Raw genomic sequence first — 25,616 nt, 5'->3', positions numbered from 1 at the left:
GCGCGCTACCAGCCCTCGTCCATGAGGGGCTCGACGACCTCTTCGTCGGGGCCCTCGTGGATCGAGGCGGCGTGCGTGCGACCGAGGTCGGACAGGAAGGAGCTCGACCACGCGGCGACGTCGTTCTCGAAGACGCGCTTGCGGAGCGACCGCATGCGCTTGCGCTGCTCCGCCTTCGGCATCTCGATGGCGCGGAGGATCGCCTCCTTGAGCCCCTCGATGTCGTGCGGGTTCACGAGGAGCGCTGCCTTCAGCTCGTCCGCGGCCCCCGCGAACTCGCTCAGCACGAGCACGCCCTCGTTGGAGTGCTTGGTGGCGACGTACTCCTTGGCGACGAGGTTCATGCCGTCGCGGAGCGCCGTGACGAGCATGACGTCGGCGGCCAGGCACAGCGCCACCATCTCCTCGCGCGGGTAGCCGTGGTGCAGGTAGCTGATGGCGGTGTGGCTGATGGAGCCGTAGTCGCCGTTGATGCGGCCGACCGTCAGCTCGATCTCGTCGCGCAGCTGCTTGTAGGTCTCGACCCGCTCGCGGCTGGGGCTCGCCACCTGGACGAGCGTGGCGTCCTCCACCGTGACGCGGCCCTCGGCGAGGAGCTCGCCGAACGCCTTGAGGCGGTGGCCGATGCCCTTCGTGTAGTCGAGCCGGTCGACGCCCAGGAGGATCGTCTTCGGGTTGCCGAGGTCGGCGCGGATCTGGCGGGCGCGCTCCTGGATGGCCGGGTCCTTGGCCATCTCCTCGTAGCTGCGCGCGTCGATGGAGATCGGGTAGTGCTTGGCGACGACCTGGCGGGTGCGGAGCTCGCGGACGGGCTTCGACGGCTTGGTGCCGGGGACGGTGAGCGGGATGCCGCCGCGCACGGGCACGTCGACCGTGGATCCGCGCGTCGTGTAGCCGAACAGGCGCCGGACCGCGCGGGTGAAGTTGCCGGCGTCGGCGACGCGCTGGAAGCCGATGACGTCGGCGCCGAGGAGGCCCTCGATGATCTGCGTGCGCCACGGCAGCTGCGAGTAGATGCCGTACGGCGGGAACGGGATGTGGTTGAAGAAGCCGATCGTGAGGTCCGGACGCTGCTCGCGGAGCATCTTCGGCACGAGCTGCAGCTGGTAGTCCTGCACCCACACGGTGGCGCCGGGGGCGGCGGCCGTGGCGGCCGCGTCGGCGAAGCGCTGGTTGACGCTGACGTACGTGTCCCACCACTCCCGGTGGTAGCTGGGCTGCGCGATGACGTCGTGGTACAGCGGCCAGAGCGTGTCGTTGGAGAAGCCCTCGTAGTACTCCGCGAGGTCCTGCTCCGTGAGGGTGACGGGGATGATCGAGATGCCCGCGTCGACGAACGGCTCGACGTCGTGGTCGGCGATGCCGGGCCATCCCACCCACGCGCCCTCGTTGGCGCGCATGACGGGCTCGAGCGCCGTGACGAGGCCGCCCGGCGAGTGCCGCCAGGAGGTGCTGCCGTCGGCGGCGACGACGCGGTCGACGGGGAGGCGGTTGGAGACGACGACGAGGTCGTAGGTGCCGGGCCGGACCTCGCCGCCGTCCGCCTGCTCGGCGGCGGTCGTCTCGGTCGCGGAGGGCGTGGATGAGGGTGGCGGAGTCACGGTTCCCGTCTCGTTCTCGCAGAGGTCTGTCGTGCCTGCTCGGTCATCCGAGGCTACCAGTGCGATCGCCGGACGGCCGGGCCGCGTCGGCCCGTGACGACGGCGGGCGGGCCTCCTCACATCCGGAGCACCGCGCGCGCCGCGTCATGGAGGGCGTCGCCGTAGGCCGGTCCGTGCGACGCGGCGTGGACGGCGAGCGGATGGAGCTGGTGGAGCGCGACGCGGTCGCGCCAGTCGGGGGCGAGGGATCCGGCGTCGGCGTACGCGCCGAGCACGTCGTCGAGGCCCGAGCAGCCGAAGAGGGCGAGCATCGCGAGGTCGGTCTCGCGGTGGCCGCCGTGCGCGGCCGGGTCGATGATTACCGCTCCCCCGTCGGTCCACTGCACGTTGCCCGACCACAGGTCGCCGTGGATCCGCGCGGCCGGAGCGCCGTCGTCGAACCGGCCATCGGATGCGGCCGTGCAGGCCCGCTCGACGTCGGCCGCCTGCGCGGCGGTCGCGTTCCCGGCGTCGACCGCGCGGCGGAGGTACGGCAGGACGCGCTCGCGGGCGTACCAGGCGCCCCAGCCGGATCCGGATCCGGCTCCGGAGGCGTCGCCGACGCCCGGGGCGACGCGGCCGACCGAGAGCGGCTGGCGCCCGATGAACGCCGGCCCGTCGATCCGCGGCGGAGGGGACCCGAAGCCGTCGGCCCCCGCGTCGTGCGTGATCGCGAGGGCCGCCCCGAACGCGCGGGCCGCGTCCCGGGTGGGGCACGCCGGCCGCAGCCGCTCGAGGTCGATGCGCCCGGGCGCGACGTCGAGCACGCGCACGACGCGCGCTCCCCCGGCGGGCTCCGCCTCGGCGAGCCACGCCAGCCCCGCCGCCTCCGCCTCGAAGAAGCCGCGCGGCGCGTCCGCCCGCTCCTTGCGGTACGCGTCCGCCGCGCCGCCCGATCCCGCTGCCGACATCCCGCCTCCTCCCGCCGTCGCGGCCGTGCGCCGCGGTCGTCCCTCCCAGCATGCCGACCGCCCCTGTCCGCGTCGCGTACCCGACACGCGCCGGACCTCCCGCGTATCCCGGGCGCCCAGCGGCGGCGGGTACGCTCGCCGTCGTGATCCGAGTAGGCATGAGCACGACCTGCGTGTACCCCCAGCCCGTCGACGCCGCCTTCTCCATGGCGAAGCGCGCCGGCTTCGACGGCGTCGAGATCATGGTGACGAACGACGAGGTCACCCAGGACGCCGCCGCCCTCCGTGCCCTGTCGGAGAAGCACGGGCTGCCGATCCTGTCGATCCACGCGCCCGTCCTCCTCCTCACGCACTTCGTGTGGGGGCGGGACCCGAAGGTGAAGCTGGAGCGGTCGGCCGAGCTCGCGCGCGCGGTCGGCGCCCCGGCCGTCGTGGTGCACCCGCCGTTCCGCTGGCAGGCCGGCTACGCCGAGTCGTTCCTCGAGATCGTGCGCTCCATCCAGACGGAGACGGGCGTCGAGATCGCGGTCGAGAACATGTTCCCGTGGCAGGTCGCGGGCCGCAGCATGAAGGCGTACTCGCCCGGCTGGGATCCGCGCGACATGGACTGCGACGCCACCACGCTCGACTTCTCCCACGCCTCGCTCTCCGGCCAGGACGCGCTCGAGATGGCGAAGTCCCTCGGATCGCGCCTGCGCCACGTGCACCTCTGCGACGGGTCCGGCTCGCAGGACGACGGCCGCATCCTCGACGAGCACCTCCTCCCCGGCCGCGGCACGCAGCCCGTCGCCGAGACCCTGCGCTGGCTCGCCGAGCAGGGCTGGCAGGGCGGCGTCGTCGCCGAGGTCAACACGCGAAAGGCGAAGACCGAGGAGCAGCGGCTCGCGATGCTCGTCGAGACGCGCGAGTTCGCCCAGCGCCAGCTCCGGCTCGACACCGCACCCGAGCGCACGCCCGTCGCCCCGCCCGTGCTCTCCGGGTACCAGCGGCTCCGCACGGCGCTCCGCCGCGACCGCTGAGGCGGTGCGCGCTCGCCGCGGCGTCCGCGACCGCTGAGCGGGGCGCGGCTCCCGCGGATCCTCCGGCCGACACGCCCGCGCCGCCCGCCCGGGCATGCCCCGACGGCCGCGGGGGTTGGATGGACGAGGGGAACGTCCCCGCACATGAGCGACGTCGCACGGGGCCCCGCCCGCCCGGCGTCGGGACCGGAGACACCATGAGCACCACCGTGCACCTCGAGATCCAGGTCGACGAGACGCGCCTCGGCGACGTCGCGGACGTCCTCGCCGAGACCCTGCAGGCCACCCGCGCCTTCGCGGGCAACGAGGGCCTCGAGGTCCTCGTCGACGACGCCGACCCCGCCCGCATGGTCGTGGTCGAGCAGTGGGCGTCGACCGCCGACCACGACGCCTACGTCGCCTGGCGCGCCACCCCCGAGGGCGCCGCGCGCCTCGGCGAGGTTCTGGCCGCGCCGCCCGTGACCCGCGTGTTCAGCGGGCGCATCGCGCTCGCGCTCTAGCCGGCGCCGCACGACGCATGACGAGGGCCGCCCGGTGATCCGGGCGGCCCTCGTCGTGCGCGGTGCGGCGTCCGCGTCGGCGTCGGCGTCGGCGTCCGCGCGTCAGCGCCCGCTGAGGTCGTACGGCCGCTGGTGCTGGTCGACGGTGGCGAGGTAGCCGCCGTCCGCCAGCGCCGACGGCACGGCGATCGTCCCGCGGACGGTGGCCGTCGTGCCGCGCACGTCGATCTCCAGCACGGATCCCGTCCCCGCCCGCGAGAGGAACAGCTCCGAGCCGTCGGCCGAGGCCGCGAGGAAGCGCGCGGAGGATCCGGTGCCCGCCGCCTGCCCGAGCGCCGGGAGCCGGACGCGCGTGACCGCCCCGTCGTACAGGCCGTCGGCGCCGCGCGCGACGAGGTCGAGGGTGTCGACGCCACCCTCCGTCACGACCACGGCGGCGGAGGACGGCCCGACGACCGCGCGCGTGGGCGTCCCCGTGCCGAGGGCGACGCTCGCGATGCCCGCGCCGCGCATCGACGACGACGTGAGCAGGGCCGGGTCGGCGGCGGTGGCGCCCGCCTGCGCGCCCACCGCGGTCACGCCGTCCGGCGCCATGCGCGGCCGGTAGCTCTGCTGCGCGCGCTCCGGGTACGCCCGGGTGGTGGCCGTGCCGAAGCCGGTCCGGGTCAGCGGCACCGTCTCGACGCCGTCGTGCAGGGTCGACCCGATGACCGTGCCGCGCGCGTCCGCGATCGGCCCGTGCGGGTACGCGCCGAGCGGCGTCGACGCGACGGGGGCCGGGTGCGCGTCGCCGCGGAGGATGTCGGCCGCGTCGTAGGCGTCGAGGTGCCCGCCGGCGCTCACGACGAGGCGCAGCGGGGATCCCACGAGGAACGTCTCCATCTCCTCCGTGCCGCGCGCGCCCGTCGTGGCGAGCGTCACCTCGCTCGTGCGGATCTCCGCGGTGCTCGCGCGGCCCGTGCGCGTGTCGACGAGCGTGACCTGCTGCGTGGTGGATCCGTCGAGGTCGGACCCGACCGCGACGTACCGGTGGCCGGCGTCGTCCGAGATCCAGCCGGCGCGCGTCCAGGTGCCGGCCGCGGACGGGATCGGGGTCGCCGACGCGAGGCGCGGGACCCCGGCGGAGGAGATGTCGACCACGTCGAGCCGCGGGCCGCCCTCGTCGACGAAGGCGATGCGGCCGTGCCCCAGCTGCACGACGCCGGCGTGCGCGCCCAGCGTCGTGTCCGGGAGGGAGCCCGTGGTGCGGCCGGTCGCGGAGTCGACGATCGAGACGGCGTGCGCCGCCGGGTCGGCGACGAGCAGCCACGACGCGCGGCCGGAGGCGGACGCGGTCTCGGGCGGGGCGGCGACGGATCCGACGCCGCCGGCGAGCAGGGCGACGACCACGAGGCCGACGCCGAGGAGGGAGGGGGTGCGCATGGGGCGCCTTCCTTGTCGAGAACGGTTCTCGAATGGTAGGCGGTGCCGCGGCCGCACGTGCGCCGGGCTCCCCAGACGCGCGATGCCGGGCACCCGCGAGGGCGCCCGGCATCGGGTCGTGCGGAAGGCGTCAGACGGCGACGGCCGCCGACGCCGTCGCGCTGCCCGGCAGGAGGCCGAGGCTCCGCGCCCGCCGGGAGCGCCGCGTCACCAGGTAGGAGACGGCGAGGCTCAGCAGCAGGAACGCCGCCAGCGTGCCCGCGGCGCCCCACGCGACGGCGGGCGCTCCCCCGGCGATGATCGCCTGCATGCCCGACGCCGCGTAGGTGAGCGGCAGGAACGGGCTGATCGCCTGGAACGGCTCCGCCACGAGCTGCAGCGGGATGATCCCGCCCATCGCCGCGGCCTGCACCGCCAGCAGGATGAGCGAGACGACCATGCCGGTGCGGCCGAACGCCTGGCGGAGCAGGTAGTGGATCGCGGTGAAGGCCGCCGCGGTGACGGCGGCGAACCCGAGGGTCGCGGGCAGCAGCGCGAGCGACAGGCCGAGCGCGGCGTGCACGAGGGCGACGAGCAGCACGACCTGGGCGAGCGCGATCAGCCCGGCGCGGGCGAGCACGCGTCCCATGACGCGGCCCGTCGCGGCCGACGACGCGAGCAGGCGGCGCGCGGCCGGCCGCAGCACGAGGAAGGTCGCGAAGGAGCCGAGCCAGAGGCCGATGGGCACGAAGATCGCGGCGATGGCGTCGCCCGGGTTGTCGATCTCGTTCTCGCGCTGCACGGTGAGGCCCACCGGATCCGCGACGACGCCCGAGGCGGAGGCCGCCTGGTCGGCGTCGAGCGAGGGGATCTGCTCGGCGCCCTGCGCGAGGCCCTGCCCGAGCTCGGTGGCGCCGGACGAGAGCGACGTGGCGCCCGTGGCGAGGTCGCCCGCGCCCGTCGCCGCGCCGGTCGCGCCCGTGCGCAGCTGGCCGAGGCCGTCGCCGAGCTGGCGCGCGCCGGAGACGAGCGCCCCGCCGTTCGCCGCGAGCTGCGACGCGCCGGACGCGCTCTGGCCGATGCCCTGCTGCACGCCCTGGATGCCCGCCGCCGCCTGCGTCGCGAGCGTGCGGCCCTGGGCGGCGTACTGGTCGATCCCCTGCTCGAGCGGCTGGAGCTGCGCGGCGATCGGGGCCGTCCGCGGGTCCGCCGCGAGCTGCTGCCGGAGTCCGGCGACCTGCTGCGCGATCTGCCCGGCCCCACCCGCGTACTGCCCGACGCCGTCGGAGACCTGCGAGAGCCCGGCGGCGCCGGTCTGCAGCCGGTCGAGCCCGGAGGACAGCTGCGAGACGCCGTCCGTGTACGTGCCGAGGCCGTCCGCCAGCCGCGTCGCGCCCTGCTGGGTCCGGCCGATGCCGTCGCCGAGCTGCGTGATCCCGTCGCCGAGCGTCGTGGCGCCCGCGGAGAGCTGGGTCGCGCCGTCGGCCAGCTTCGTCGCGCCGTCCCCGGCGTCGCTGAGCGAGCCCTTGAGCCCGCCGAAGGTCGTGTAGATGCCGGAGACGAACTGCGAGGTGATGGCGTTGCCGAACACGCTGGTCATCCCGACGCCGACGGCCTGGGTGGCCGCGCCCGTCAGGTAGCCGTGCGCGTCGTCCGTCTCCACGCTGATCTGCGCGCGCTGCGGGGTCTCCGTCGACAGCGACACGATCGACGAGGAGAAGTCCTTGGGCACGGTCAGCACCGCGTAGACCTCGCCGTCGTCGAGCATCCGCTGCGCCTCGTCGGCGTTCGTGATGGTCCAGTCGAAGGCCTGGTTGTCGTCGGAGGTGAGCTGCGTCACGAGCAGGCGGCCGGCGAGCACGGGCGACTCCGTGCCGTCGGGCGCCTTCTGCTGCACGATCTCGTCCTGGTTGACGATGGCGGCGGGCACGCGCTCGACGCCCTTCGCGACGTCCGAGAGCGAGCCGATGAAGAGGCCGGCGACCGCGAGGGGCACGATCGCGACGAGGGCGACGGCGAGGCGTCGGCGGGTGGAGCGGGTGGTCATCGGAGGGTCTCCTCGACGGTGGTGACGGTCTGGTCGTGGCCGGGCTGGCGGGCGTCGCGGTCGTCGTCGGGTCGATCGCCCGACGGTGGCGCGTCGGCCTCGAGCCGGAGGCGGACGGTGGGGCGCCCGGGGATCCCGTGGTCGTCCGGGAACCACGGCGCGCCCAGGAGGACGGTCGTGCTCTCGTGGACGAGCGCGGGCAGGGCGGCGAGGAACGCGCGCTCGGCGGCGGCGTCCGGGAACGGGTCCACCACGTCGAGCACGAGCACGGGGGCGCGTCCCGAGGCGGCGACCGCGGTGAGGGCGATGGCGCGCTCGAGCGGCAGGAGGGATCCGACCGGGTCGTCGGCGCCGATGGGGAGCGCGCCCGCGGCGTCGGCCGCCTGGTCGATCCGGGCGAGCCACTCGGCCTGCCGGGCGCGTGCGCCGCGGCGGCGGCCCATCGGCTCGGACAGGTCGATGCGCTCCGCGAGGAGGTCCCCCACCGTCAGCCCCGAGTCCACCCGGTCGACGCGGCCGAGGTCGGCCATGGCGACGCTCGTGAGCACGCGGCCGGACTCGGACGCGAGCGGGTGCCCGGCGACCTGCGCACGGCCGGAGAGCGGCGCGAGCCGGGCCCCCAGCGTGGCGCCGAGGAGCCGGCGGTCGGCGACGTCGCCCTCGACGAGCACGAGGGATCCGGCCGGCGCGCGCAGGTCGACCGGCGCGAGCCGTCGCCCGGGGACGCCCGCGACGAGCCGCTCGGCCGCGACGGCGGCGCCCGAGTCGCGCGCCCAGTCCACGTCGTCCTGGTGCTCGCGCAGGCCCTCGCCCTCGATGTCGACGTCCGGGAGGATCCGGTCGAGCCAGCGCGGGATCCACCACGCGCGCCTCCCGAGGAGCGCCATGGCGGCGGGCACCAGGGTCATGCGCACGAGGAAGGCGTCGAAGAAGATGCCGACCGCGAGGCCGAGGGCGATGGTCTTGATGACGCCCGCGCCCTCCGGCACGAACGCCGCGAACACGAAGAACATGATGAGCGCGGCCGCCGTCACGACCCGGGCGGCGCCCGAGAAGCCCGTGACGATGGCCCGCTTCGCGTCGGCGTGATGCACGAAGTCCTCGCGCATCCCGGAGACGAGGAACACCTCGTAGTCCATGGCGAGGCCGAACAGGATCGCCATGAGCAGGATGGGCATGAAGCTGAGGATGGGGCCGGGCGTCACGCCCAGGACGTCGGCGAAGGCCCCGTCCTGGAAGATCAGCACCACGGTGCCGAACGAGACGATGACGCTCAGCAGGAAGCCGACCGCGGCCTTCACGGGCACGAAGATCGAGCGGAACACGATCATCAGCAGGATGATCGACAGCCCCACCACCACGATCCCGAACGGCACGAGCGCCTGGTCGAGCCGCTGCGAGATGTCGTTCTGCACGGCCGTGGTGCCGGTGACGGAGACGCGCGTGTCGTAGCGGTCCTGGAGGCCGGGCGCGAGGTCGCGGATCGACTGCATGAGCGCCGTCGTCTCCGCCGACTCGGGCGGGCTGTCCGGGAGCACCTGGATGATGGCGGTGTCGACCGACGGGTTGGGCGTGCCGGTGCCCACGAAGGCCACGTCGTCGAGCCCGCGGATCTCGTCCCCGATCCGCCCGAGCACCCCGATCGGGTCGGTCGTCTGCGTGATGTCGACGAGCACGACGAGCGGGCCGTTGTGGCCCGGCCCGAACGCGTCGGAGACGGTGTCGTACGCGACGCGGCTCGTGGATCCCGCGGGCTCGGTCGCCCCGCTCGGCAGCCCCAGCTGCAGCTGCGACGCGGGCACGGCGAGGAGGCCGGCGATGCCGATGACGATCACGACGGGGATGATCGGCACCTTCGTGACGACCTTGACCCAGCGCGCGCCGAGCGTCCGCTGCGTCCCCTCGGCCTGCGCCCTCGCGCGGCGCGCGGCCCGCGAGCCCTCCTTCGGCCGGAGGCGCTCGCCCGCGAAGCCGAGCATGGCCGGCAGCAGCGTGGTGGCGACGCCCATGGCGAGCAGCACCGCGAAGGCCGCTCCGAGGCCCATGACCGTGAGGAACGGGATCTGCACGACGAGGAGGCCGAGCAGCGCGATGATCACCGTCACGCCCGCGAAGATCACGGCGCTGCCGGCGGTGGCGACCGCGGTCGCGGCCGAGCGCTCGACGGGCATGCCGTTGGCGAGCTGCGTCCGGTGCCGCATGAGGATGAAGAGCGCGTAGTCGATGCCGACCGCGAGCCCGATCATCACGGCCAGGAGCGGCGACGCGCTCGAGACCGTGACGAACGCCGACGCCGCCAGCAGCGCGCCCGCGGACGCCGCGACGCCCACGAGCGCGCCGATGAGCGGCAGCCCCGCCGCGAGCATCGACCCGAAGGTGAGCACGAGCACGAGGCCCGCGAAGAGCACGCCGAACGCCTCGGTCACGGTCACGCCGTAGTGGATGTCCTGGAAGACCTGGCCGCCGAACGACACCGTCATCCCCGCGTCCTCGGCCGCCTGCGCCGACTCCTTCAGCGCGTCGAGCGTCGCGGTCGTCACCTGGTCGCTCTGGCCGGCGAACTGGACGGTCGTGATCGCCACGGTGCCGTCCTCGGACACCGCGTCGCTCGCGTACTCGGAGAAGGGCGAGAGCGCCGTCTCGACGCCGGGCACGTCGGCCGCGGCCGTCGCGGTCGCCTCGATGGCCGCCTTCTCGGCGTCGTCGGTGACCTTGGCGCCCGCGGGCGCCTCGGTCACGATCTGCGCGCTCGCGCCCGCGGCCTGCGCGAACACGGCGGCCAGCCGGTCGATGGCCTCCTGCGACTCGGTGCCCGGGATCGAGAACGACTCCTGCGTCTTCCCGCCGAGCGCGAGCCCGCCGCCCAGCAGGATGCCGAGGATGACGATCCACGCGGCGACGACGCGCCACGGGTGGAGGAACGAGATGCGTCCGAGTCGGTACAGCAGCGTGGCCATGGGCGGTGGCTCTCCTTCGGAGGGTGGTGCGGGGGGGATGGGCGGAGCGGGGATCAGGCGGAGCGGGGATCAGGCGGAGCGGGGATCAGGCGGAGCGGGTGCCGAGGGGGGCGAGCAGCTCCCCCACGACCACGACGAGAGCGGCCCTGATCTCGTCGTCGGGCAGCGGTTCGTTGGTGGACCAGTCGTCGCTCGCGGCGAGGATGTACGCCGCGCCGCCGAGCGCCACGCCGAAGCGCAGCTGGTCGAGGGTGCTGTCGAGGGCGCCGGCGGTCTCCCCGAGCGTCCGCACGAGGTCGTTGGCGCGCTCGATCACGGCGAGGTGGCCGAGCGACCGGCCCTGCGTGATGAACAGCGCGACCTCGTGCCGGTGCAGCAGGAGGAAGTCGATGAAGCGCTCGACGAAGAGGCGCCGGGCGTCCGCGTCGCCGCGGATGGAGTCGGCCCGCTCGATGACCTCGGCGAGCGCGTCGATGGTCGGCTCCAGCAGGGCGTCGAGCAGCGCCTCCTTGGAGGCGAAGTGGTAGAGCACGCTCGACTTGGAGTAGCCGGCCTCGTCGGCGATCTGCTGCAGCGAGGTCGCCTGGAAGCCGTCGCGGGCGAAGCGCGCGGCGGCGATGGTGCGGAGCTCGTCGCCGGCGGAGGCGCGGGGGGTTCGGGTCACCCGCCGAGCCTATGTCGACCGATCGGTCAGCTCCTGCACGATCGGTCAGACTGCCAGCGGCCTGCCAGGTCGGCGGCTCCGCGCGGGCCGGACCGCCCGCGGGATCAACGCGTCAGCACGAACGCCAGCATCGCGAGGCCGACCGTGAGCGGCGCCACCACGAGCCCCAGCAGCACGTAGCGCGACCACTTGATGTGCACCCCCATGCTCACGAGCCGCTCATGCCAGAGCAGGGTGGCGAGCGAGGCCCACGGCGTGATGAGCGGGCCCGCGTTGACGCCCACGAGGACCGCGACGAGCCGCTCCGGGGATCCGGCGACGGGCTCGAGCGCGAGGTACGCCGGCAGGTTGTCGACGGCGTTGGCGCTCACCGTCGCGACGCCCGCGAGGCGGAAGAGGGACGCGGCGTCCTGGCCCTGGCCCGAGATCGCGGCCATCACGGCGGTGAGCCCGAGCGACTGCGCCGCCTCCATCACGATGAAGAGGCCGGACGCGAACACCACCAGCTGCCACGGCAGGAGCCCGAGCCGGAGGACCCGCGGCCGCCGGACGGCCGTGAGGACCGCGAGGAGGACCGCCGCGGCGAGCGCCGGGATCCACACCTCGACGCCCGAGACGAGCGCCGGCACGAGCAGGCCCACCACGACGGCGCTGCCCACGAGCAGCACCCGGTCGGTCGGCGCGGTCGGCGGCCCGACCTCGTAGCGGGTGAAGAGGTCCTTGCGGTGGATGACGAGGATCGCGAGCACGGGCACGGCGATGGCCACGAGCGCCGGCGCGACCGTGAGGGCCGCGAAGCCCGCCGGGCCGAGGCCGCCGAGCTCGTGCTCCGCGAGCAGGTTGGTGAGGTTCGAGACGGGGAGGAGCAGCGACGCCGTGTTCGCGAGCCACACCGTGGTGAGCGCGAACGGCAGCGGCGGCAGCCCGCAGTGCCGGGCGAGCACCACGACCACGGGCGTGAGCAGCACGGCCGTCGTGTCGAGCGACAGGAAGATCGTGCAGAGGCAGGCGAGCGCGACGGTCGCGAGCCAGAGCGCCCAGGTGCGTCCGCGGCCGAGGCCGGCGGCCCGCTCGGCGATCCAGGTGAACAGGCCCGCCTCGCTGGCGAGCTCGGTGACCACGGTGATGGCCACGACGAAGAGGAGGATCGGCCAGACCCGCTCGTACAGCACGCCGAGGTCGTCGAGCGGGAGGGCTCCGGTGGCCACGGCGACGGCGCCGACGACGAGGAGCACCACCCCGATGAGGGCTGTGCGCACGGGCGCCTCCTGTCTGATCCGCGATCACTGTACTCACCGCCCGCCGGGAGCCCGCACCGCCTGCGGAAAGGGGACGCCCGCCGAGTGACCGGCGGGACCGCGCGGGCCGGGCGCGGTCGCGGCGGCCGGATCCCGGTACCGTGGGGAGCACACTGGGAGGTGTCATGCGCAAGTACATCCTGAACGGCAGCGTCCTCAGCGCCCTCATCGGCGGCTGGAGCACGCTCCAGACCACCCGGCGGGGTCCGCGCGACTGGAAGCTCGGCCTCATGTGGCTGAGCTGGGGCATCACGATGGCGATCGCCGTCGGCACCGTCATCGAGGACTCGCGCGACGGGCAGCTCGGCAACTAGCCGCCCCGCACGACTGACGCGCACGCCCCCGGGCGTGCGCGTCAGTCGTGCGTGCGCCAGCGGTCCCCGTCGACCTCGAGGTCGATGCGCTCCTCGGCCGGCACCGTGGAGATCGGGCCGGTGAAGAGCCCCGCCCGCACGTCGCCCTGGGCCGTCCCGGAGAACAGGCCCGTCGGATCCGCCTCGGCCGCGCGTCGTCCCGCGCGGGACGCGTCGGCGGTCTCGTGCGGATCCACCATCTGCACCCGCGTGCGCGGCAGCGACTGCGGGCTGCTCTCGTGCAGGAACGTCACGAGGCGCTCGCGCACGAGGCAGCGCAGGTCGAACAGGGTCGGCGCGTCGACGGCGGAGACGAGCACCCGGATCCGCACGTAGCCGCCCACCGCGTCGGTGACCTGGAGCACGGAGACGCGGCCGTCCCAGAGGTCGGTCGTCGCGAGCACGCGGTCGAGCTCCTCGCGCATGCTCGCCGGGGTCGCGCGCCAGTCGAGGTCGAGCTCGACGGCGCCGAGCAGCTCCGACTTGGTGCGCGTCCAGTTCTGGAACGGCGTGGTCGTGAAGTAGGTGGACGGCAGCACCATGCGGCGGTCGTCCCAGATGTGCACCACCACGTAGGTGAGCGTGATCTCCTCGACGCGGCCCCACTCGGTCTCCACGATGACCACGTCGTCGACCCGGATCGCGTCGCTGAAGGCGAGCTGCATCCCGGCGAACACGTTGGCGAGCGTCGACTGCGCCGCGAGGCCCGCGACGATCGACACGAGGCCCGCGGAGGCCAGCACGCTCGCGCCGGCCGTGCGCGCGCCCGGGAAGGTGAGGAGGATCGCGCCGACGGCGACCACCACGATCGCCACGACCGTGAGGCGGCGGATGATGAGCACCTGCGTGCGCACCCGGCGCGCGACGCGGTTGTCGGCGACGTCCACGCGGTAGCGGCTGAGCCCGAGGTCCTCGAAGAAGATCGCGAGGGCGCAGACGAGCCAGGCGGACGCGACGATCGTCACGACGTGCAGCAGGCGGTCGAGCCCGTCGCGCAGCTCGCCCGGCGCGACGGAGGCGCGGAGCGCGACCCACACCGCCACGACCACGAGCAGCACGCGGAACGGGCGCCGGGCGCGGGCGACGAGACGGGCCGCCCATTCGCGGCGTCGGGCGATGACGCGCACGACGAGGGCGACGACGGCGGTCACGAGCAGGGCGGCGGCCACGGCCGCGAGCAGCGTCACGGTCACGGCCACGGCGGGCAGGGCGAGCAGCGAGGGCAGGTCCACGGATCCTCCAGTCGGGTGGGGCGGACCGCGCTGTCCCGGGAGCGTCCAGTCTCGCAGCCGCTCCCCGGGAGGCGCGTGGCCGGCCGCCGTCGCGGGGGCGCGCGCTCCGCGCCCCCATGCGGATCCGCCCGGCGTGTCGCGACGCCGCCCGGGCGTGTCGGCCGCGATCATGATCCCGATCGTCGTGGACGCGATCGGGGAGGTCGGGATCATGTTCCGATGGCTGAGGCGCAGGACCCGCTCGAGCGAGGCCGCGCCCGCGGCGCCGGATCCCCGGACGGCCGGCACCGGCACCTCCCCCGCCGACGCGCCCGCGTCGACGCCCGTGCGTGCGCCGTCGGTGTCGCTCGCGACGGGCGAGCTCGCCGCCATCGCGGCCCGGCTGCACGGCGGGCCGGTCCGGCCGCCGCACGTCGCCGCGCACAAGGCCGAGCCGGAGGCCCCGGCGGACGTCGCGACCGCGGAAGCCGTGCCCGTGCCCGCGGAAGCCGAGGCCGATCCCGACCTCCGCCCGATCGCGCTCATCGTGCACGCGGCGCTCGCCCACCACTTCGGCCCCGACGGCGCCTGGGCGCTCGTGCGCCGGACGCCCGAGTCGACGGCCGGCTTCTTCGACGAGCTGATGACCGCGCACATCGCGCGCGACGTCGCCCTGGCGCTCGGCGCGGCGCCCGCCGCGGCCGACCTCCCGCTCGAGGACGCGCGCGCGACCGGAGCGACCGGGTCCTCCGCCCCGGACGCCCGCGCGGGGTCCGCCCGGGAGGACGCCGTCGCGCGCGAGCTCGCGGTGTTCGACGAGGACCCGCTCGACGGCGCGCTCGCCGAGCTCGCGGGCGACCCGCGGCGCGTGCCCGCGCTGCTGCGCGCGACCCGGAGCGCCTAGGCCGCGCCTCCGGGCGCGCCGCCGGGCGCGGCTCAGCCCTTCGGCGCCACCTGCGGGCCGTCCCACGGCCCCGCGGATCCGGCCGGGTACTCCTCGAGCGGCACGTCGCCGGCGCGCCAGGCGGCGATCACCGGCTCGACGATCCGCCAGCACTCCTCGGCCGTGTCGCCGCGCACCGACAGGCTCTCGTCCTCCGAGATGATGCCGTCGATGACCTGGCCGTACGGCGGCAGGTCGCCCGCGTCGAACGCGGTCACGAGCTCGGCGCGGTCGATGACGTCGGGGTCGGCCGGGCCGTTGACGTTGAGCTCCAGGTGCAGCTCGTCGGGCGCGATGAGGATGCGGATCCGGTCGGGCTCCTCGGCCCCCGTGAGGCCGGTGGGCACGTGCGGCGCGGGCTGGAAGGTCACGACGATCTCGCGGCGGTGGTCCGCCATGGCCTTGCCGGAGCGGAGGCGGAACGGCACGCCGGCCCAGCGCCAGTTGGCGATCTCCACGGTCAGCTCGGCGAGCGTCTCCGTGCCGCGCGACGGATCCACGCCCGCCTCGTCCGCGTACGCCGGGAGCTCGCGGCCCTCGACGTCGCCCGCGGTGTAGCGGGCCCGACGCGAGGACGCGACGGGGTCGCCGCCGAAGGGCCGGGTGGCGCGGAGCACGAGGGCCTTCTGATCTCGCACGTCGCGCGCGCCCGTGGTGGCGGGCGGCTCCATCGCGAACACCGCCATGACCTGGAGCAGGTGGCTCTGGATCATGTCGGTGAGGGCGCCCGCGGTGTCGTAGTAGCGGGCCCGGCCCTCGAGCGCGAGCTGCTCGTCGTAGACGATCTCGACGCTCGCGATGTGCTGCGCGTTCCACACCGGCTCGAGCAGGCGGTTCGCGAAGCGGAGCCCGAGGAGGTTCCGCACGGTGGAGCGGCCGAGGAAGTGGTCGACCCGGTGGGTGCGCTCCTCGGGCACGAGCGTCGCGAGCAGCCGGTTGAGCGCCTGCGCGCTCGCGAGGTCGGTGCCGAACGGCTTCTCGAGCGAGAGGGACGTGCCCTCGGGCAGCGTCATGCCGGTCATCGCCTCGCACGCCTTCTCGGTGACCGCCGGCGGCAGGGCGAAGTAGACGGCGGGGGCCGCGTCGCACGCCGCGAACAGGCGCTCGAGGTCGGCCTGCGCGGTGACGTCGGCCGGCAGGTAGGTGGTGCCCTGGACGACGCGGTCGACCGCCGGGCCCGTGGCGCCGAGCGACGCGAAGGACGTGCGGACCACCTCGCGCCACCTGTCGTCGTCCCACTCCTCCGTGCCCGCGCCGACGAGCTGCAGGTCGAGGTCGGGCCGGTGCGCGAGGAGCTCGCCGAGGCCGGGGAGGAGGAGGCGCGCGGAGAGGTCTCCGCTGGCGCCGAGGATGAGGAGCGTGGAGGTCGCGGGCATGCGGCCAGGCTACGCGGCGCGGGCGGGGACGCAGCCGGCCCGTGCGACCATGGCGCATGGCCATGCGCATCGAGGACTACGCACTCATCGGGGACTGCCACACGGGAGCGCTGGTCGGCCGGGACGGCTCCATCGACTGGCTGTGCCTGCCCCGCTTCGACTCCGCGTCGATGTTCGGGGCGCTCCTCGGCACGGACGAGCACGGATCCTGGCGCCTGGCGCCCGCGCATCCGGACGCCTCGGTCTCCATGCGCACCTACCTCGGCAACACGTTCGTGCTCTGGACCCGGTGGGAGACGCCCGAGGGCGCCGTCGAGGTCACCGACTTCATGTCGATGGGCAACCGCCGGGCCGACGTCGTGCGCCGCGTCCGCGGCATCGACGGCACCGTGCGGATGCAGGGCGACCTCCGCCTGCGCTTCGGCTACGCGACGGCCCTGCCCTGGATCCGCAAGCTCGACGACGGCGACCCCCGCCTCGTCGCGGTGGCCGGCCCCGACGCCGTCGTGGTCCGCGGCCCCGAGCTCACCGCCACGAACCACCACCACGGCGTGGCCTTCGAGGTGTCGGCCGGCGAGACCGTCGACCTCACGCTCACCTGGTACCCGTCGCACCGCAGCGAGCCGCCCGCGTTCGACGTGGACGCCGCGCTCGAGCACACGACCGAGTGGTGGGAGAGCTGGGCGAGCTCCATCGAGCACTCCGGCCCGCACCAGGCCGCCGTCCGCCGCTCGCTGCTCGTGCTCCGCGCGCTCACGCACGAGGACACGGGCGGCATCGTCGCGGCCGCGACCACGAGCCTCCCCGAGCAGTTCGGCGGCCCGCGCAACTGGGACTACCGCTACGTGTGGCTGCGCGACGCGTCGCTCACGCTGGAGGTGCTCCTCGCGCACGGCTTCGACGACGAGGCCGACGAGTGGCGCACCTGGCTCCTGCGGGCCATCGCGGGAGATCCGGGCGACGTGCAGATCATGTACGGGCTGAGCGGCGAGCGGTACCTCCCCGAGCGCGACCTCGACAGCCTGCCGGGCTACGAGGGATCCGGCCCCGTGCGCGTCGGCAACGGCGCGTTCGAGCAGTACCAGGCCGACGTCATCGGCGAGGTGATGATGGCGCTCCAGGCCGCGCGCGACGCCGGCGTCGGCGAGACCGAGTTCTCCTGGCCGCTGCAGCGCGCGCTCATCGGCTACGTCGAGGACAACTGGGAGCGGCAGGACAGCGGCATCTGGGAGATCCGCGGCGCCGAGCAGCACTTCACCCACTCCCGCGCGATGATCTGGGCGGCCCTCGACGCGGCCGTGCAGGGCGTCGAGCGGCACGGCCTCGACGGGCCGGTGGAGCAGTGGCGGACGCTGCGCGACCGGGTGCGCGACGAGATCCTCGACCGGGGCGTGGATCCCGCCACCGGGGCCTTCCGCCAGCACTACGGCACGACCGCGGTGGACGCGTCGCTGCTGATCCTCGCCCAGGCCGGATTCTGCGCCTACGACGACCCGCACATGCTCGCCACGGTGGACGCGATGGAGCGGACCCTCATGCACGAGGGCTTCCTGCTCCGCTACGACACGAGCGCGGGCGTCGACGGCCTGCCCGCCGGCGAGAACCCGTTCCTCGCCTGCTCGTTCTGGCTCGTCGAGCAGTACGCGCGCTCGGGCCGCGAAGCCGACGGGCGCGAGCTCATGGAGCGGCTCGTCGGGCTGTCCAACGACGTGGGGCTCCTGTCGGAGGAGTACGACCCGGTGCAGCGTCGGCAGGCGGGCAACGTGCCGCAGGCCCTGTCGCACCTCGCGCTCGTGCGCGCGGCGGACGCCCTCGAGGCGGCCGCGGCCGCGCATCCGGACGAGCTCGACCGCGCGCACGGGGCGGGGAACGCCGCGCTCGCGCATGCGGAGGCCGCGCGGGGCGCGGGGGCGGCCGCCGCCTGATCCCGGGAGCCGGGCCGGCGTCCCCGGCCCGCGCGGGCCGTCGGCGCGGATCCCTCGACGCGGGTCCGTCGACGCGGATCCGTCGGCGCGGGCCCGTGGACGCGGGTCCGTCGACGCGGATCCGTCAGCGCGGGCCCGTCAGCGCGCCAGCGGGCCGAGCGACGCGAGGAACCGCGTGACCGCGGGCAGCGCGTCCGGGTGCCTGGGCGTGTCCGCGTGGGTGGCGCCGTCGAGCTCGACGAGCGGCGCGTCCGGGCGGAGAGCGTGCACGTGGTGGGCGGCCCGCAGCCGCTCGGGGTCGCGGGTGCCGGCGACGAGGAGCAGCGGCACGTCGGATCCGGCGACGACCGCGTCCGGCACGCCGGCGTCCCGCTCCGACTCGCGCATGTACGCCGCGAGCGCCCGGGCGTCGTCGGCGAGGAAGGCCCCGCGCGTCGCCGCGTCGACCGGATGCCCGCTGTGGCGCTCCCACGCGTCGAGGAAGCCCGGCATCCCGCCCGCCTCGAGCGCCTCGATGCAGCCGGGGAAGAACACGCGGTCGAAGACGCCGACGCCGCTCCGCGGGGATCCGCCGAGGCTCGACGTGGAGAGCAGACGCTCCGGATGCGACGCGGCGAGCGAGAAGCCGACGCGCGCGCCGAGGCTGTAGCCGACGTGGTGCACGGCGGGGACGCCCACCGCGTCGACCACGGCCACGACGTCGGCGACCATGAGGTCCATCGCGTAGGCGGCGGGCTCGTGCGGGGTGCCGCTCCGGCCGTGTCCGCGGAGGTCGAGCGTGATGACGGGCCGCTCGGGCGAGAGCCCGCGCACCCAGCCGAAGCCGCGCCAGATCGCCTGCGACAGGGCGGTCCCGTGCACGAGCACGACGGGCGCGTGCGCCGGGTCGCGCGGATCCTCCCCCTCCGGTCGGGCGCCGAAGGCCCGGTAGGCGATGCGCGTGCCGTCGAGGGGGTTGGTCGCGGTGTCCACGGGGATAAAGGCTACGTGGGCGCCGGGCGGTCCCGCGCGGGGCGGTCGGCCCGGCCCGTGCGGTGCGGGCCGGGCTCGGCCGGGGGCCGTCTCGGCCGGCCGGGCGCCCCGGACGTATCCGGGACCCGGCGGATCAGGCCGTCGCGCCCGCGCCGTCCTCGTCGGTGCGGTGCGGGGTGTCCTCCTCGGGCTCGAAGTGGTCGTTACCACCGTCGTGCCCGGCCGCGACGCCGGTGCTCCCCGCGGGGATCGTGCCCTCGCCGCCGAGCCCCGCCGCGTCGTCCTGCGTCGCGTCGTCCTGCGCGTGGTCCGTGCCGTCGTGGTGCGTCATGCGTGCCTCCTCTGGTCCCGCGGCGGGCGCCCGCGTCGTCGCGGGCACCGCGTCCTGCGGCGTCCTCCCATCCTGGCCGGACCGGGCGGCGTCGGCGCCGGCCGTGTCCGGATCGCGCCCGCTCGCAGCATCCCGTCACCCCGGAGGAGTTCGTTAGCGCGTCTAATGAGCTAGCCTAAGCAGGTGCCCGACTCCCCCGACCTCAGCCAGAGCCTCCGCGCCGGCGTGATGCGCCTCTCGCGCCGCCTGCGCGCCGAGAAGGCCGACCACGAGCTGGGCGACAGCCAGTTCGTGGTCCTCGCCCTCCTCCTCCGCGACGGGCCCGCGAGCCCCGGTCGCCTCGCCGAGCTCGAGCGGGTCTCGGCCCCGAGCATGAACCGCACGGTCAACTGCCTCGTGTCGGCCGGCTACGCCGAGCGCTCGCCCGCGCCCGACGACGGGCGGCGGGTCACCGTCTCCGTCACCGACGAGGGCCGCCGCGTCGTGCAGGAGACCCGCCGCCAGCGGAGCGCGTGGCTGTCGCTCCGCCTCGACGAGCTCACTCCCGAGGAGCGCGCCACGCTCGCCGACGCCGCCGTCCTCCTCGGCCGGATGGCCTCCGCGTGAGCGCCGTCTTCCGCAGCCTCCGCGCGCCGAACTACCGCATCTGGTTCGCGGGCGCCCTCGTCTCCAACGTCGGCACGTGGATGCAGCGCACGGCCCAGGACTGGATCGTCCTCACCGAGCTCACCCGCTACGACGCCACCGCGGTCGGCATCGTCATGGCCCTCCAGTTCGGCCCCATGCTCCTGCTCTCCCCCTACGCCGGCCTCATCGCCGACCGCTACGACAAGCGCCGAGTCCTCATGATCACGCAGGGCACCATGGCCGTCCTCGGCCTCGGGCTCGGCCTCATCGTGCTCTCCGGGCGTGCCGAGCTCTGGCACGTGTACCTCTTCGCGCTCCTCCTCGGCATCGCGTCCGCGCTCGACGCGCCCGCACGCCAGTCCTTCGTCTCCGAGCTCGTCTCCGACGACGACCTCTCCAACGCCGTCGCCCTCAACTCGGCGTCGTTCAGCGCGGCGCGGATGATCGGCCCGGCGGTGGCGGGCGTGCTCATCGCGGGCGTCGGCACCGGCTGGGTCTTCCTCATCAACGCGGTGAGCTTCGTCGCGGTCCTCGTCGCCCTCACGCGCCTCCGCGTCGGCGAGCTCCGCAGCCCGGAGCGCGTCGCCCGCTCCCGGGGCCAGCTCCGCGAGGGCTTCCGCTACATCGGCGGGCGGCCGGACATCATGGTGATCCTCGTCATCGTCTTCCTCGTCGGCGCCTTCGGCTACAACTTCCCGATCTTCACCTCCACCATGGCGAGCGTCGAGTTCGGCAAGGGCGCGACGGAGTTCGGCCTGCTGTCGTCGAGCCTCGCCGTCGGATCCGTCGCGGGCGCGCTCCTGTCCGCCCGCCGCGAGCGGCCCCGCATCCGCCTCGTGTTCGTCGGCGCCGCGCTCTTCGGCATCGCGACCGCGCTGGCCGCGATCGCGCCCACGTACCTGCTCTTCGCGGGCGCCCTCGTGATCGTGGGCGTCGTCTCGCAGACCCTCATGACGAGCGCCAACAGCACCGTGCAGCTCACCGTCGAGCCGCGCATGCGCGGCCGGGTGATGGCGGTCTACATGGCGATCTTCGTGGGCGGCACCCCGCTCGGCGCCCCGGTCGTCGGCTGGGTCGCGAACACGTGGGGCCCGCGCACGGCGCTCATGGTGGGCGCGGCGTCCGGCCTCGTCTCCGCGGTCATCGCGATCGCCTGGCTCGTCCTGCACCGGCACCTGCGCATCTCGTACCGGATCCACCGCACGCCGCACCTCGTCGTCACGCACGACGGCGACGGCCGCGACCGCCGGGAGGACGCGCGCGAGGACATCGAGGCGGACGAGGCGGTCGCCCGGCGCACCTAGGGCGCCGGTCGCGCCGACGGCGGAGCGCCCGGGCGCTAGGGCGCGGGCGTCGGGGACGCCGCCTGCGGCACGTAGCCGACGTCGTCGAGGCAGTAGTCGAGGAAGGCGTTCGTCGCCCGCAGGTACTGCCCGGTGTCGAGCGAGGCGCCGTCCGTGTCGGCGCCCGAGCGCAGCGCGTCGAGCTCGTCGACGATGGTCGAGAACGCGGTGACCAGCGGCTTCATGCCCTCCGGCGCCATGCCCGCGAGGGACGCGTCGCCCTGCTTCACCCGCTCGAGGATCGTCGGGTCGACGGGCTTCCCGTCGCCGAGCGCCTGCACGAGCTTCGTGGAGTCGGGCAGGACCTGCGCCAGCGTGGAGCAGGTGGCGAGCTCCGCCTGGGTCGGCGGACCCGGCGCGCGGGTCACGGTCGGATCCGGTGCCGGGGTACCCGCCTCCCCGCCGGCGTCGGCTGGCCTCGTCGGGGCCGCGGTCGGGGTCGGGGTCGCGCCGCCCGGCTGTCCGGGATCCGCGGTGCAGCCCGCCACGAGCAGCATGCCCGCGACCGCGGCGAGCGCCGCCGTGCGCGACCGGATCCGTCGTCCCGAGCCGTGCGTGCGTGCCATCCGCGCCTCCTCGGCGTCTATCACAGGTGCAGAGCCCCGCGGAAGTCGATCGACGCGGGTGTCAGGGCGAATGCCCCTTACCACTACCGTATTCGGATGACACGAAGCGAGAGCGACCGCAGCACCGTCCCGCCCGATCCGGATTTCGTGGCGCAGGACTTCAGCCACGAGCAGGAGGGCTACCAGCACGGCCTCAAGCCCCGCCAGCTGCAGATGATCGCCATCGGCGGCGCGATCGGCACGGGGCTGTTCCTCGGAGCCGGCGGCCGCCTCGCCTCCGCGGGCCCCGCCCTCGCCATCGTCTTCCTCGTCTGCGGCGTGTTCGCCTTCTTCATCCTCCGCGCGCTCGGCGAGCTGGTGCTGCACCGCCCGAGCTCGGGATCGTTCATCTCCTACGCGCGCGAGTTCTACGGCGAGAAGTTCGCCTACGCCGCCGGCTGGATGTACTTCCTCAACTGGGCCACCACCGCCATCGTCGACGTCACGGCCGTCGCCCTCTACATGCACTACTGGTCCGCCTTCACGGCGGCGCCGCAGTGGCTGCTGGCCCTCATCGCCCTCGCGATCGTCCTCGCGCTCAACCTCGTCGCGGTCAAGGTGTTCGGCGAGATGGAGTTCTGGTTCGCGCTGGTCAAGGTCGCCGCGCTCGTGGTCTTCCTCATCGTGGGCATCGTGTGGCTCGCCTGGAGCTTCCCCGTCACGGTCGGCGGCGCCGAGGTGCAGACCGGCTGGACGGTGCTGCAGCAGAACGGCGGCATCTTCCCGCAGGGCCTCGTCCCCGTCGTGCTCGTCGTGCAGGGCGTCGTGTTCGCCTACGCCGCGATCGAGCTCGTGGGCACCGCGAGCGGCGAGACGCAGGACGTGGAGAAGGTCATCCCCCGCGCCATCAACTCCGTCGTGTTCCGCATCGCGATCTTCTACGTCGGATCCATCGTGCTGCTCTCGCTCCTGCTCCCCTACACGGCGTACAGCGCCGACCAGAGCCCGTTCGTCACGTTCTTCTCCAGCCTCGGCTCGCCCGAGGTCGGCGCCGTCGCCGGATCCGTCATGAACTTCGTCGTCCTCACGGCCGCCATGTCGAGCCTCAACGCCGGCCTTTACAGCACGGGCCGCGTCCTCCACTCCATGGGCATGAACGGGTCGGCGCCCAAGTTCACGACCGTCATGTCGAAGGGCGGCGTGCCGTTCGGCGGGATCCTCCTCACCGGCTCCATCACGCTCCTCGGCGTGGCGCTCAACGCGGTCGTGCCCGACCAGGCCTTCGAGATCGTGCTCAACGTCGCGGCGCTCGGCATCGTGGCCGGCTGGGCGACCATCATCCTGTGCCAGATGCGCCTGCGCACCTGGGCGAAGCAGGGCAAGGCGAAGGAGCCGACGTTCCGCCTGCCGGGCGCGCCCGTCACCTCGTGGCTGACGCTCGCGTTCCTCGTCAGCGTGCTCGTGCTGATGGCGATCGACTGGCCGATCGGCACCCTCACGGTCGCGTCGCTCGTGATCATCATCCCGCTGCTGGTCGTGGGCTGGTACCTGCAGCGCGACCGGATCCTCGAGATCGCCCGCCTCCGCGAGGGCGTCACCGGGCCGTTCCCCATCACCGGACGCGACGCCACGAACCAGCGCAGGCGCTGACCCGCGCCGCTCAGCGCGTCCCGACGCCGCCGTCCCCCGCTCCGGGGGCGGCGGCGTCGTCGTCCCGGGACCGCGGACCGGCAGCCGCCCGCGCGGCGGCGTCCGTCCGGTCGGCGTCCGTCCCGTCGGCGCCGGGCTGCGTCGGATCGGGACGCAGCCGTCGCCCGAACACGACGAGCTCCCGGTCGTGCTGCACGACCCACGCCACGGCCGCGTTGAGCGTCTCGCGCCGCGCCACCCAGACCCGCAGCCCATCGGACCCGAGCCCGCAGGCGTAGACCTCGTAGGAGAAGGGCTCGGCGAGGTCGGCACGGTGACGGAGCACCCAGCCGAGCGCCGGTCCGTCCCCGACGCGCACGAGCCAGGCTCCGCGGACGGGGTGCGCGTAGGGGTGCTCCGGCACCGGGTCGATGGAGCCGCTCGCGTCGCCGCTCTGCTTGCTCCACATGCGGATCCTCTCCGGTCGCCCGCCGCCGACCGGGTGGCCGGGGCGACGCCCGGCCGCGTCGATCCGAGCGTACGCGCGCGCACCGACGCCGCCGCGGGACGGGGGCGCGGGGCGGGGGCGCGGGGCGGGGGCACGGCGTCGTGCCCGCACCGCGCCGGTCGCCGGTCCCGTCGCCGGCCCACCCGCGCGCCCACCCGCCCGTTCGCCCGCCTCACGAGCACTCGCCGAGCACGAGGTCGATGGCCGCCCGGTCCGCGTCGTCGATGCCCAACCGGTACCGGCTCACGACGAAGGCGAAGCGCGTGACGTAGAGGCACCTGTACGCGGGATCGGGCGGGAGCCACGTGGCGGGACCCTGGTCCGACTTGTCCTGGTTCGTCGGTCCGTCCACGGCCTGCAGCTCGTCGAGGTCCGTCGCCAGCCGCTCGCGTCGCGCGTCGGACCACGCCCACGCGCCGTGCCGCCACGCCCAGGAGAGCGGCACGAAGTGGTCGATCTGCACGGCCGCGCTCGTGCGGGGTCCGCGCACGAAGTCGATCCCGCGTCCGGTGTACGCGTCGTCCAGGTGCCCGGCGACGACCGTGCACGCGTCGTCGGGGGCGACCACGACGCCGACGAGGTCGCGGGAGAGCACGTCGTCCCGCTGATCGCACCCGTTGCCGTCGGCGTCGGCCCATGCCGGGCCGAACGCGTCGCGGTCGTAGCGCGGATCCCGCTCCCGGGCGTCGGGGGCGAGCGCGTCGGTCATGGCGCGCACCGCGTCCACGTCGATCCGCCCCTCCCGGACGAGCCCCGCGCGGGCGAGGACGCCCACGACCGCGCCGTCGCGCACCTCCGCGGAGAGCGGGCCACCGCCGTCGGGACCGGAGGAGGCCTCCCTCGCCCCGACCGCCACCGATGCGACGACGATGACGACGGCCGCGCCCGCGAGCAGGATGCGGAGCGCCGCGGCGCGGGACCGCGGGCGCGGGATCAAGCCCCGCCACCGCCCGCCGCGTCGCCCGCGCTCGTCCACGTCCCCACCTCCCGGGTCCCGGGATACCGGATGGAGGACGCCGTGGTCGACGGAGCGCCCGACACGAGGAGCGCGGCATCCGGCGTCGGGTGGGGAGGGCGCGGCACGCGCGCCCGTCGCCGGCGATCGCCGGCGGGGGGATCAGATCAGGGCGCGCGCCGCGGCCACGACGCCGAGGACCTCGCCGAGCGACGACGGGCCGGGCGTGTTCTGGCCGGCGGTCGCGAGGCGCACGAGGGCGAAGGCCACCACGGCGATGACGACGATCGCGGCGATGACGAAGATCCACACCTTGAGCCCGCGTCCGGCGGGCTGGAGCGGGTTCTGCTCGAGGGGGCCGTCGTGGTCGGGTCGTTCGGGGTGATCGCGCATGCTCGCACCCTACGCCGGTCGCCCTCCCCGCTGACGGCCCGGCGGCCCGACGGCCGTCGCGGGGACAG

General features: G+C 74.8%; 23 protein-coding genes. 8 read left to right on the top strand and 15 right to left on the bottom strand.

Translation table 11 applies throughout. The annotated features are described in order from the left end of the window. Positions 1 to 5: 5 nt before the first annotated feature. Both otsA and FGG90_RS01250 read right to left on the bottom strand, forming a co-directional pair. Positions 6 to 1,601, bottom strand: coding sequence for an alpha,alpha-trehalose-phosphate synthase (UDP-forming) (gene otsA, locus FGG90_RS01255; RefSeq protein WP_094125998.1), 1,596 nt, complete (start codon positions 1,599 to 1,601; stop codon positions 6 to 8). Positions 1,602 to 1,717: 116 nt separating this feature from the next. Next, positions 1,718 to 2,551: a fructosamine kinase family protein gene (locus FGG90_RS01250; protein WP_094125999.1), complete on the bottom strand. Its 834-nt coding sequence runs from the start codon at positions 2,549 to 2,551 to the stop codon at positions 1,718 to 1,720. A 143-nt stretch (positions 2,552 to 2,694) separates the two neighbouring features. On the opposite strand from FGG90_RS01250, the gene FGG90_RS01245 reads away from it, so the two are divergent. Continuing rightward, entirely contained in the window at positions 2,695 to 3,570 is an 876-nt protein-coding gene (locus tag FGG90_RS01245; protein WP_094126000.1) for a sugar phosphate isomerase/epimerase family protein, read from the top strand. 197 nt (positions 3,571 to 3,767) lie between these two features. After that, positions 3,768 to 4,070 carry a putative quinol monooxygenase gene (locus FGG90_RS01240; protein ID WP_063072823.1) on the top strand — a complete coding sequence of 101 codons (303 nt, stop codon included), beginning with the start codon at positions 3,768 to 3,770 and terminating at the stop codon, positions 4,068 to 4,070. Between the two features lie 102 nt (positions 4,071 to 4,172). Here FGG90_RS01240 and FGG90_RS01235 read toward each other — a convergent pair whose 3' ends face one another. The 5 genes from FGG90_RS01235 to FGG90_RS01215 form a co-directional block, all read right to left on the bottom strand. Continuing rightward, positions 4,173 to 5,492 carry a hypothetical protein gene (locus FGG90_RS01235; RefSeq protein ID WP_094126001.1) on the bottom strand — a complete coding sequence of 440 codons (1,320 nt, stop codon included), beginning with the start codon at positions 5,490 to 5,492 and terminating at the stop codon, positions 4,173 to 4,175. 130 nt (positions 5,493 to 5,622) lie between these two features. Continuing rightward, entirely contained in the window at positions 5,623 to 7,518 is a 1,896-nt protein-coding gene (locus FGG90_RS01230) for a YhgE/Pip domain-containing protein (RefSeq protein ID WP_094126002.1), read from the bottom strand. Further along, the gene (locus tag FGG90_RS01225; RefSeq protein ID WP_094126003.1) at positions 7,515 to 10,475 is read right to left on the bottom strand and encodes an MMPL family transporter; all 2,961 of its coding nucleotides are present in this window, start codon (positions 10,473 to 10,475) and stop codon (positions 7,515 to 7,517) included. The genes FGG90_RS01230 and FGG90_RS01225 overlap by 4 nt, the downstream gene beginning before the upstream one ends. A gap of 85 nt (positions 10,476 to 10,560) precedes the next feature. After that, positions 10,561 to 11,139: a TetR/AcrR family transcriptional regulator gene (locus tag FGG90_RS01220; RefSeq protein ID WP_086516732.1), complete on the bottom strand. Its 579-nt coding sequence runs from the start codon at positions 11,137 to 11,139 to the stop codon at positions 10,561 to 10,563. Between the two features lie 104 nt (positions 11,140 to 11,243). Next, a complete protein-coding gene (locus FGG90_RS01215; protein WP_094126004.1) occupies positions 11,244 to 12,398 on the bottom strand; it encodes an SLC13 family permease in 1,155 nt (384 codons plus the stop codon). Between the two features lie 164 nt (positions 12,399 to 12,562). Between FGG90_RS01215 and FGG90_RS01210 the strand changes: the two genes are divergently transcribed. Then, positions 12,563 to 12,751: a hypothetical protein gene (locus FGG90_RS01210; RefSeq protein ID WP_063072817.1), complete on the top strand. Its 189-nt coding sequence runs from the start codon at positions 12,563 to 12,565 to the stop codon at positions 12,749 to 12,751. Positions 12,752 to 12,792: 41 nt separating this feature from the next. Here FGG90_RS01210 and FGG90_RS01205 read toward each other — a convergent pair whose 3' ends face one another. Then, entirely contained in the window at positions 12,793 to 14,022 is a 1,230-nt protein-coding gene (locus FGG90_RS01205; protein WP_210433002.1) for a mechanosensitive ion channel family protein, read from the bottom strand. 133 nt (positions 14,023 to 14,155) lie between these two features. Between FGG90_RS01205 and FGG90_RS01200 the strand changes: the two genes are divergently transcribed. Continuing rightward, positions 14,156 to 14,905 carry a hypothetical protein gene (locus FGG90_RS01200; protein ID WP_094126005.1) on the top strand — a complete coding sequence of 250 codons (750 nt, stop codon included), beginning with the start codon at positions 14,156 to 14,158 and terminating at the stop codon, positions 14,903 to 14,905. 32 nt (positions 14,906 to 14,937) lie between these two features. On the opposite strand, the gene FGG90_RS01195 is transcribed toward FGG90_RS01200, so the two are convergent. After that, on the bottom strand, positions 14,938 to 16,320 hold the full coding sequence (locus tag FGG90_RS01195) for a glucose-6-phosphate dehydrogenase (protein ID WP_094126006.1): 1,383 nt from the start codon (positions 16,318 to 16,320) through the stop codon (positions 14,938 to 14,940). Positions 16,321 to 16,376: 56 nt separating this feature from the next. Here FGG90_RS01195 and FGG90_RS01190 point away from each other — a divergent pair, with 56 nt between their 5' ends. Continuing rightward, positions 16,377 to 18,245 carry a glycoside hydrolase family 15 protein gene (locus FGG90_RS01190; protein ID WP_094126007.1) on the top strand — a complete coding sequence of 623 codons (1,869 nt, stop codon included), beginning with the start codon at positions 16,377 to 16,379 and terminating at the stop codon, positions 18,243 to 18,245. A gap of 138 nt (positions 18,246 to 18,383) precedes the next feature. On the opposite strand, the gene FGG90_RS01185 is transcribed toward FGG90_RS01190, so the two are convergent. Together FGG90_RS01185 and FGG90_RS01180 are read right to left on the bottom strand one after the other, a co-directional pair. Then, on the bottom strand, positions 18,384 to 19,217 hold the full coding sequence (locus FGG90_RS01185; protein ID WP_094126008.1) for an alpha/beta fold hydrolase: 834 nt from the start codon (positions 19,215 to 19,217) through the stop codon (positions 18,384 to 18,386). A gap of 133 nt (positions 19,218 to 19,350) precedes the next feature. Next, on the bottom strand, positions 19,351 to 19,548 hold the full coding sequence (locus FGG90_RS01180; RefSeq protein WP_094126009.1) for a hypothetical protein: 198 nt from the start codon (positions 19,546 to 19,548) through the stop codon (positions 19,351 to 19,353). A gap of 183 nt (positions 19,549 to 19,731) precedes the next feature. Here FGG90_RS01180 and FGG90_RS01175 point away from each other — a divergent pair, with 183 nt between their 5' ends. Both FGG90_RS01175 and FGG90_RS01170 read left to right on the top strand, forming a co-directional pair. Next, positions 19,732 to 20,154, top strand: a complete 423-nt coding sequence (locus tag FGG90_RS01175; protein ID WP_094126010.1) for a MarR family winged helix-turn-helix transcriptional regulator — start codon at positions 19,732 to 19,734, stop codon at positions 20,152 to 20,154. Beyond that, entirely contained in the window at positions 20,151 to 21,479 is a 1,329-nt protein-coding gene (locus FGG90_RS01170; RefSeq protein WP_094126011.1) for an MFS transporter, read from the top strand. Before FGG90_RS01175 ends, FGG90_RS01170 begins: the two co-directional genes overlap by 4 nt. 35 nt (positions 21,480 to 21,514) lie before the next feature. Here FGG90_RS01170 and FGG90_RS01165 read toward each other — a convergent pair whose 3' ends face one another. Then, the gene (locus tag FGG90_RS01165) at positions 21,515 to 22,084 is read right to left on the bottom strand and encodes a hypothetical protein (protein ID WP_094126012.1); all 570 of its coding nucleotides are present in this window, start codon (positions 22,082 to 22,084) and stop codon (positions 21,515 to 21,517) included. A 96-nt stretch (positions 22,085 to 22,180) separates the two neighbouring features. Between FGG90_RS01165 and FGG90_RS01160 the strand changes: the two genes are divergently transcribed. Beyond that, positions 22,181 to 23,713: an amino acid permease gene (locus tag FGG90_RS01160; protein ID WP_094126013.1), complete on the top strand. Its 1,533-nt coding sequence runs from the start codon at positions 22,181 to 22,183 to the stop codon at positions 23,711 to 23,713. A gap of 10 nt (positions 23,714 to 23,723) precedes the next feature. On the opposite strand, the gene FGG90_RS01155 is transcribed toward FGG90_RS01160, so the two are convergent. The 3 genes from FGG90_RS01155 to FGG90_RS01145 all read right to left on the bottom strand — a co-directional run bounded on the left by FGG90_RS01155 (position 23,724) and on the right by FGG90_RS01145 (position 25,548). Then, complete coding sequence (locus FGG90_RS01155) at positions 23,724 to 24,161, bottom strand: hypothetical protein (protein ID WP_094126014.1); 438 nt, start codon at positions 24,159 to 24,161, stop codon at positions 23,724 to 23,726. A 211-nt stretch (positions 24,162 to 24,372) separates the two neighbouring features. Continuing rightward, on the bottom strand, positions 24,373 to 25,137 hold the full coding sequence (locus FGG90_RS01150) for an HNH endonuclease family protein (protein WP_378143279.1): 765 nt from the start codon (positions 25,135 to 25,137) through the stop codon (positions 24,373 to 24,375). A gap of 180 nt (positions 25,138 to 25,317) precedes the next feature. Next, positions 25,318 to 25,548 carry a hypothetical protein gene (locus tag FGG90_RS01145; protein ID WP_094126015.1) on the bottom strand — a complete coding sequence of 77 codons (231 nt, stop codon included), beginning with the start codon at positions 25,546 to 25,548 and terminating at the stop codon, positions 25,318 to 25,320. Between the last annotated feature and the right edge of the window lie 68 nt (positions 25,549 to 25,616).

The sequence above is a fragment of the Clavibacter michiganensis subsp. tessellarius genome (assembly GCF_021922985.1).
GTDB classification, from domain to species: Bacteria; Actinomycetota; Actinomycetes; order Actinomycetales; family Microbacteriaceae; genus Clavibacter; species Clavibacter tessellarius.
Note: the sequence above shows the minus strand (reverse complement) of the source record. Positions and strands in the feature narration are given on the sequence as shown.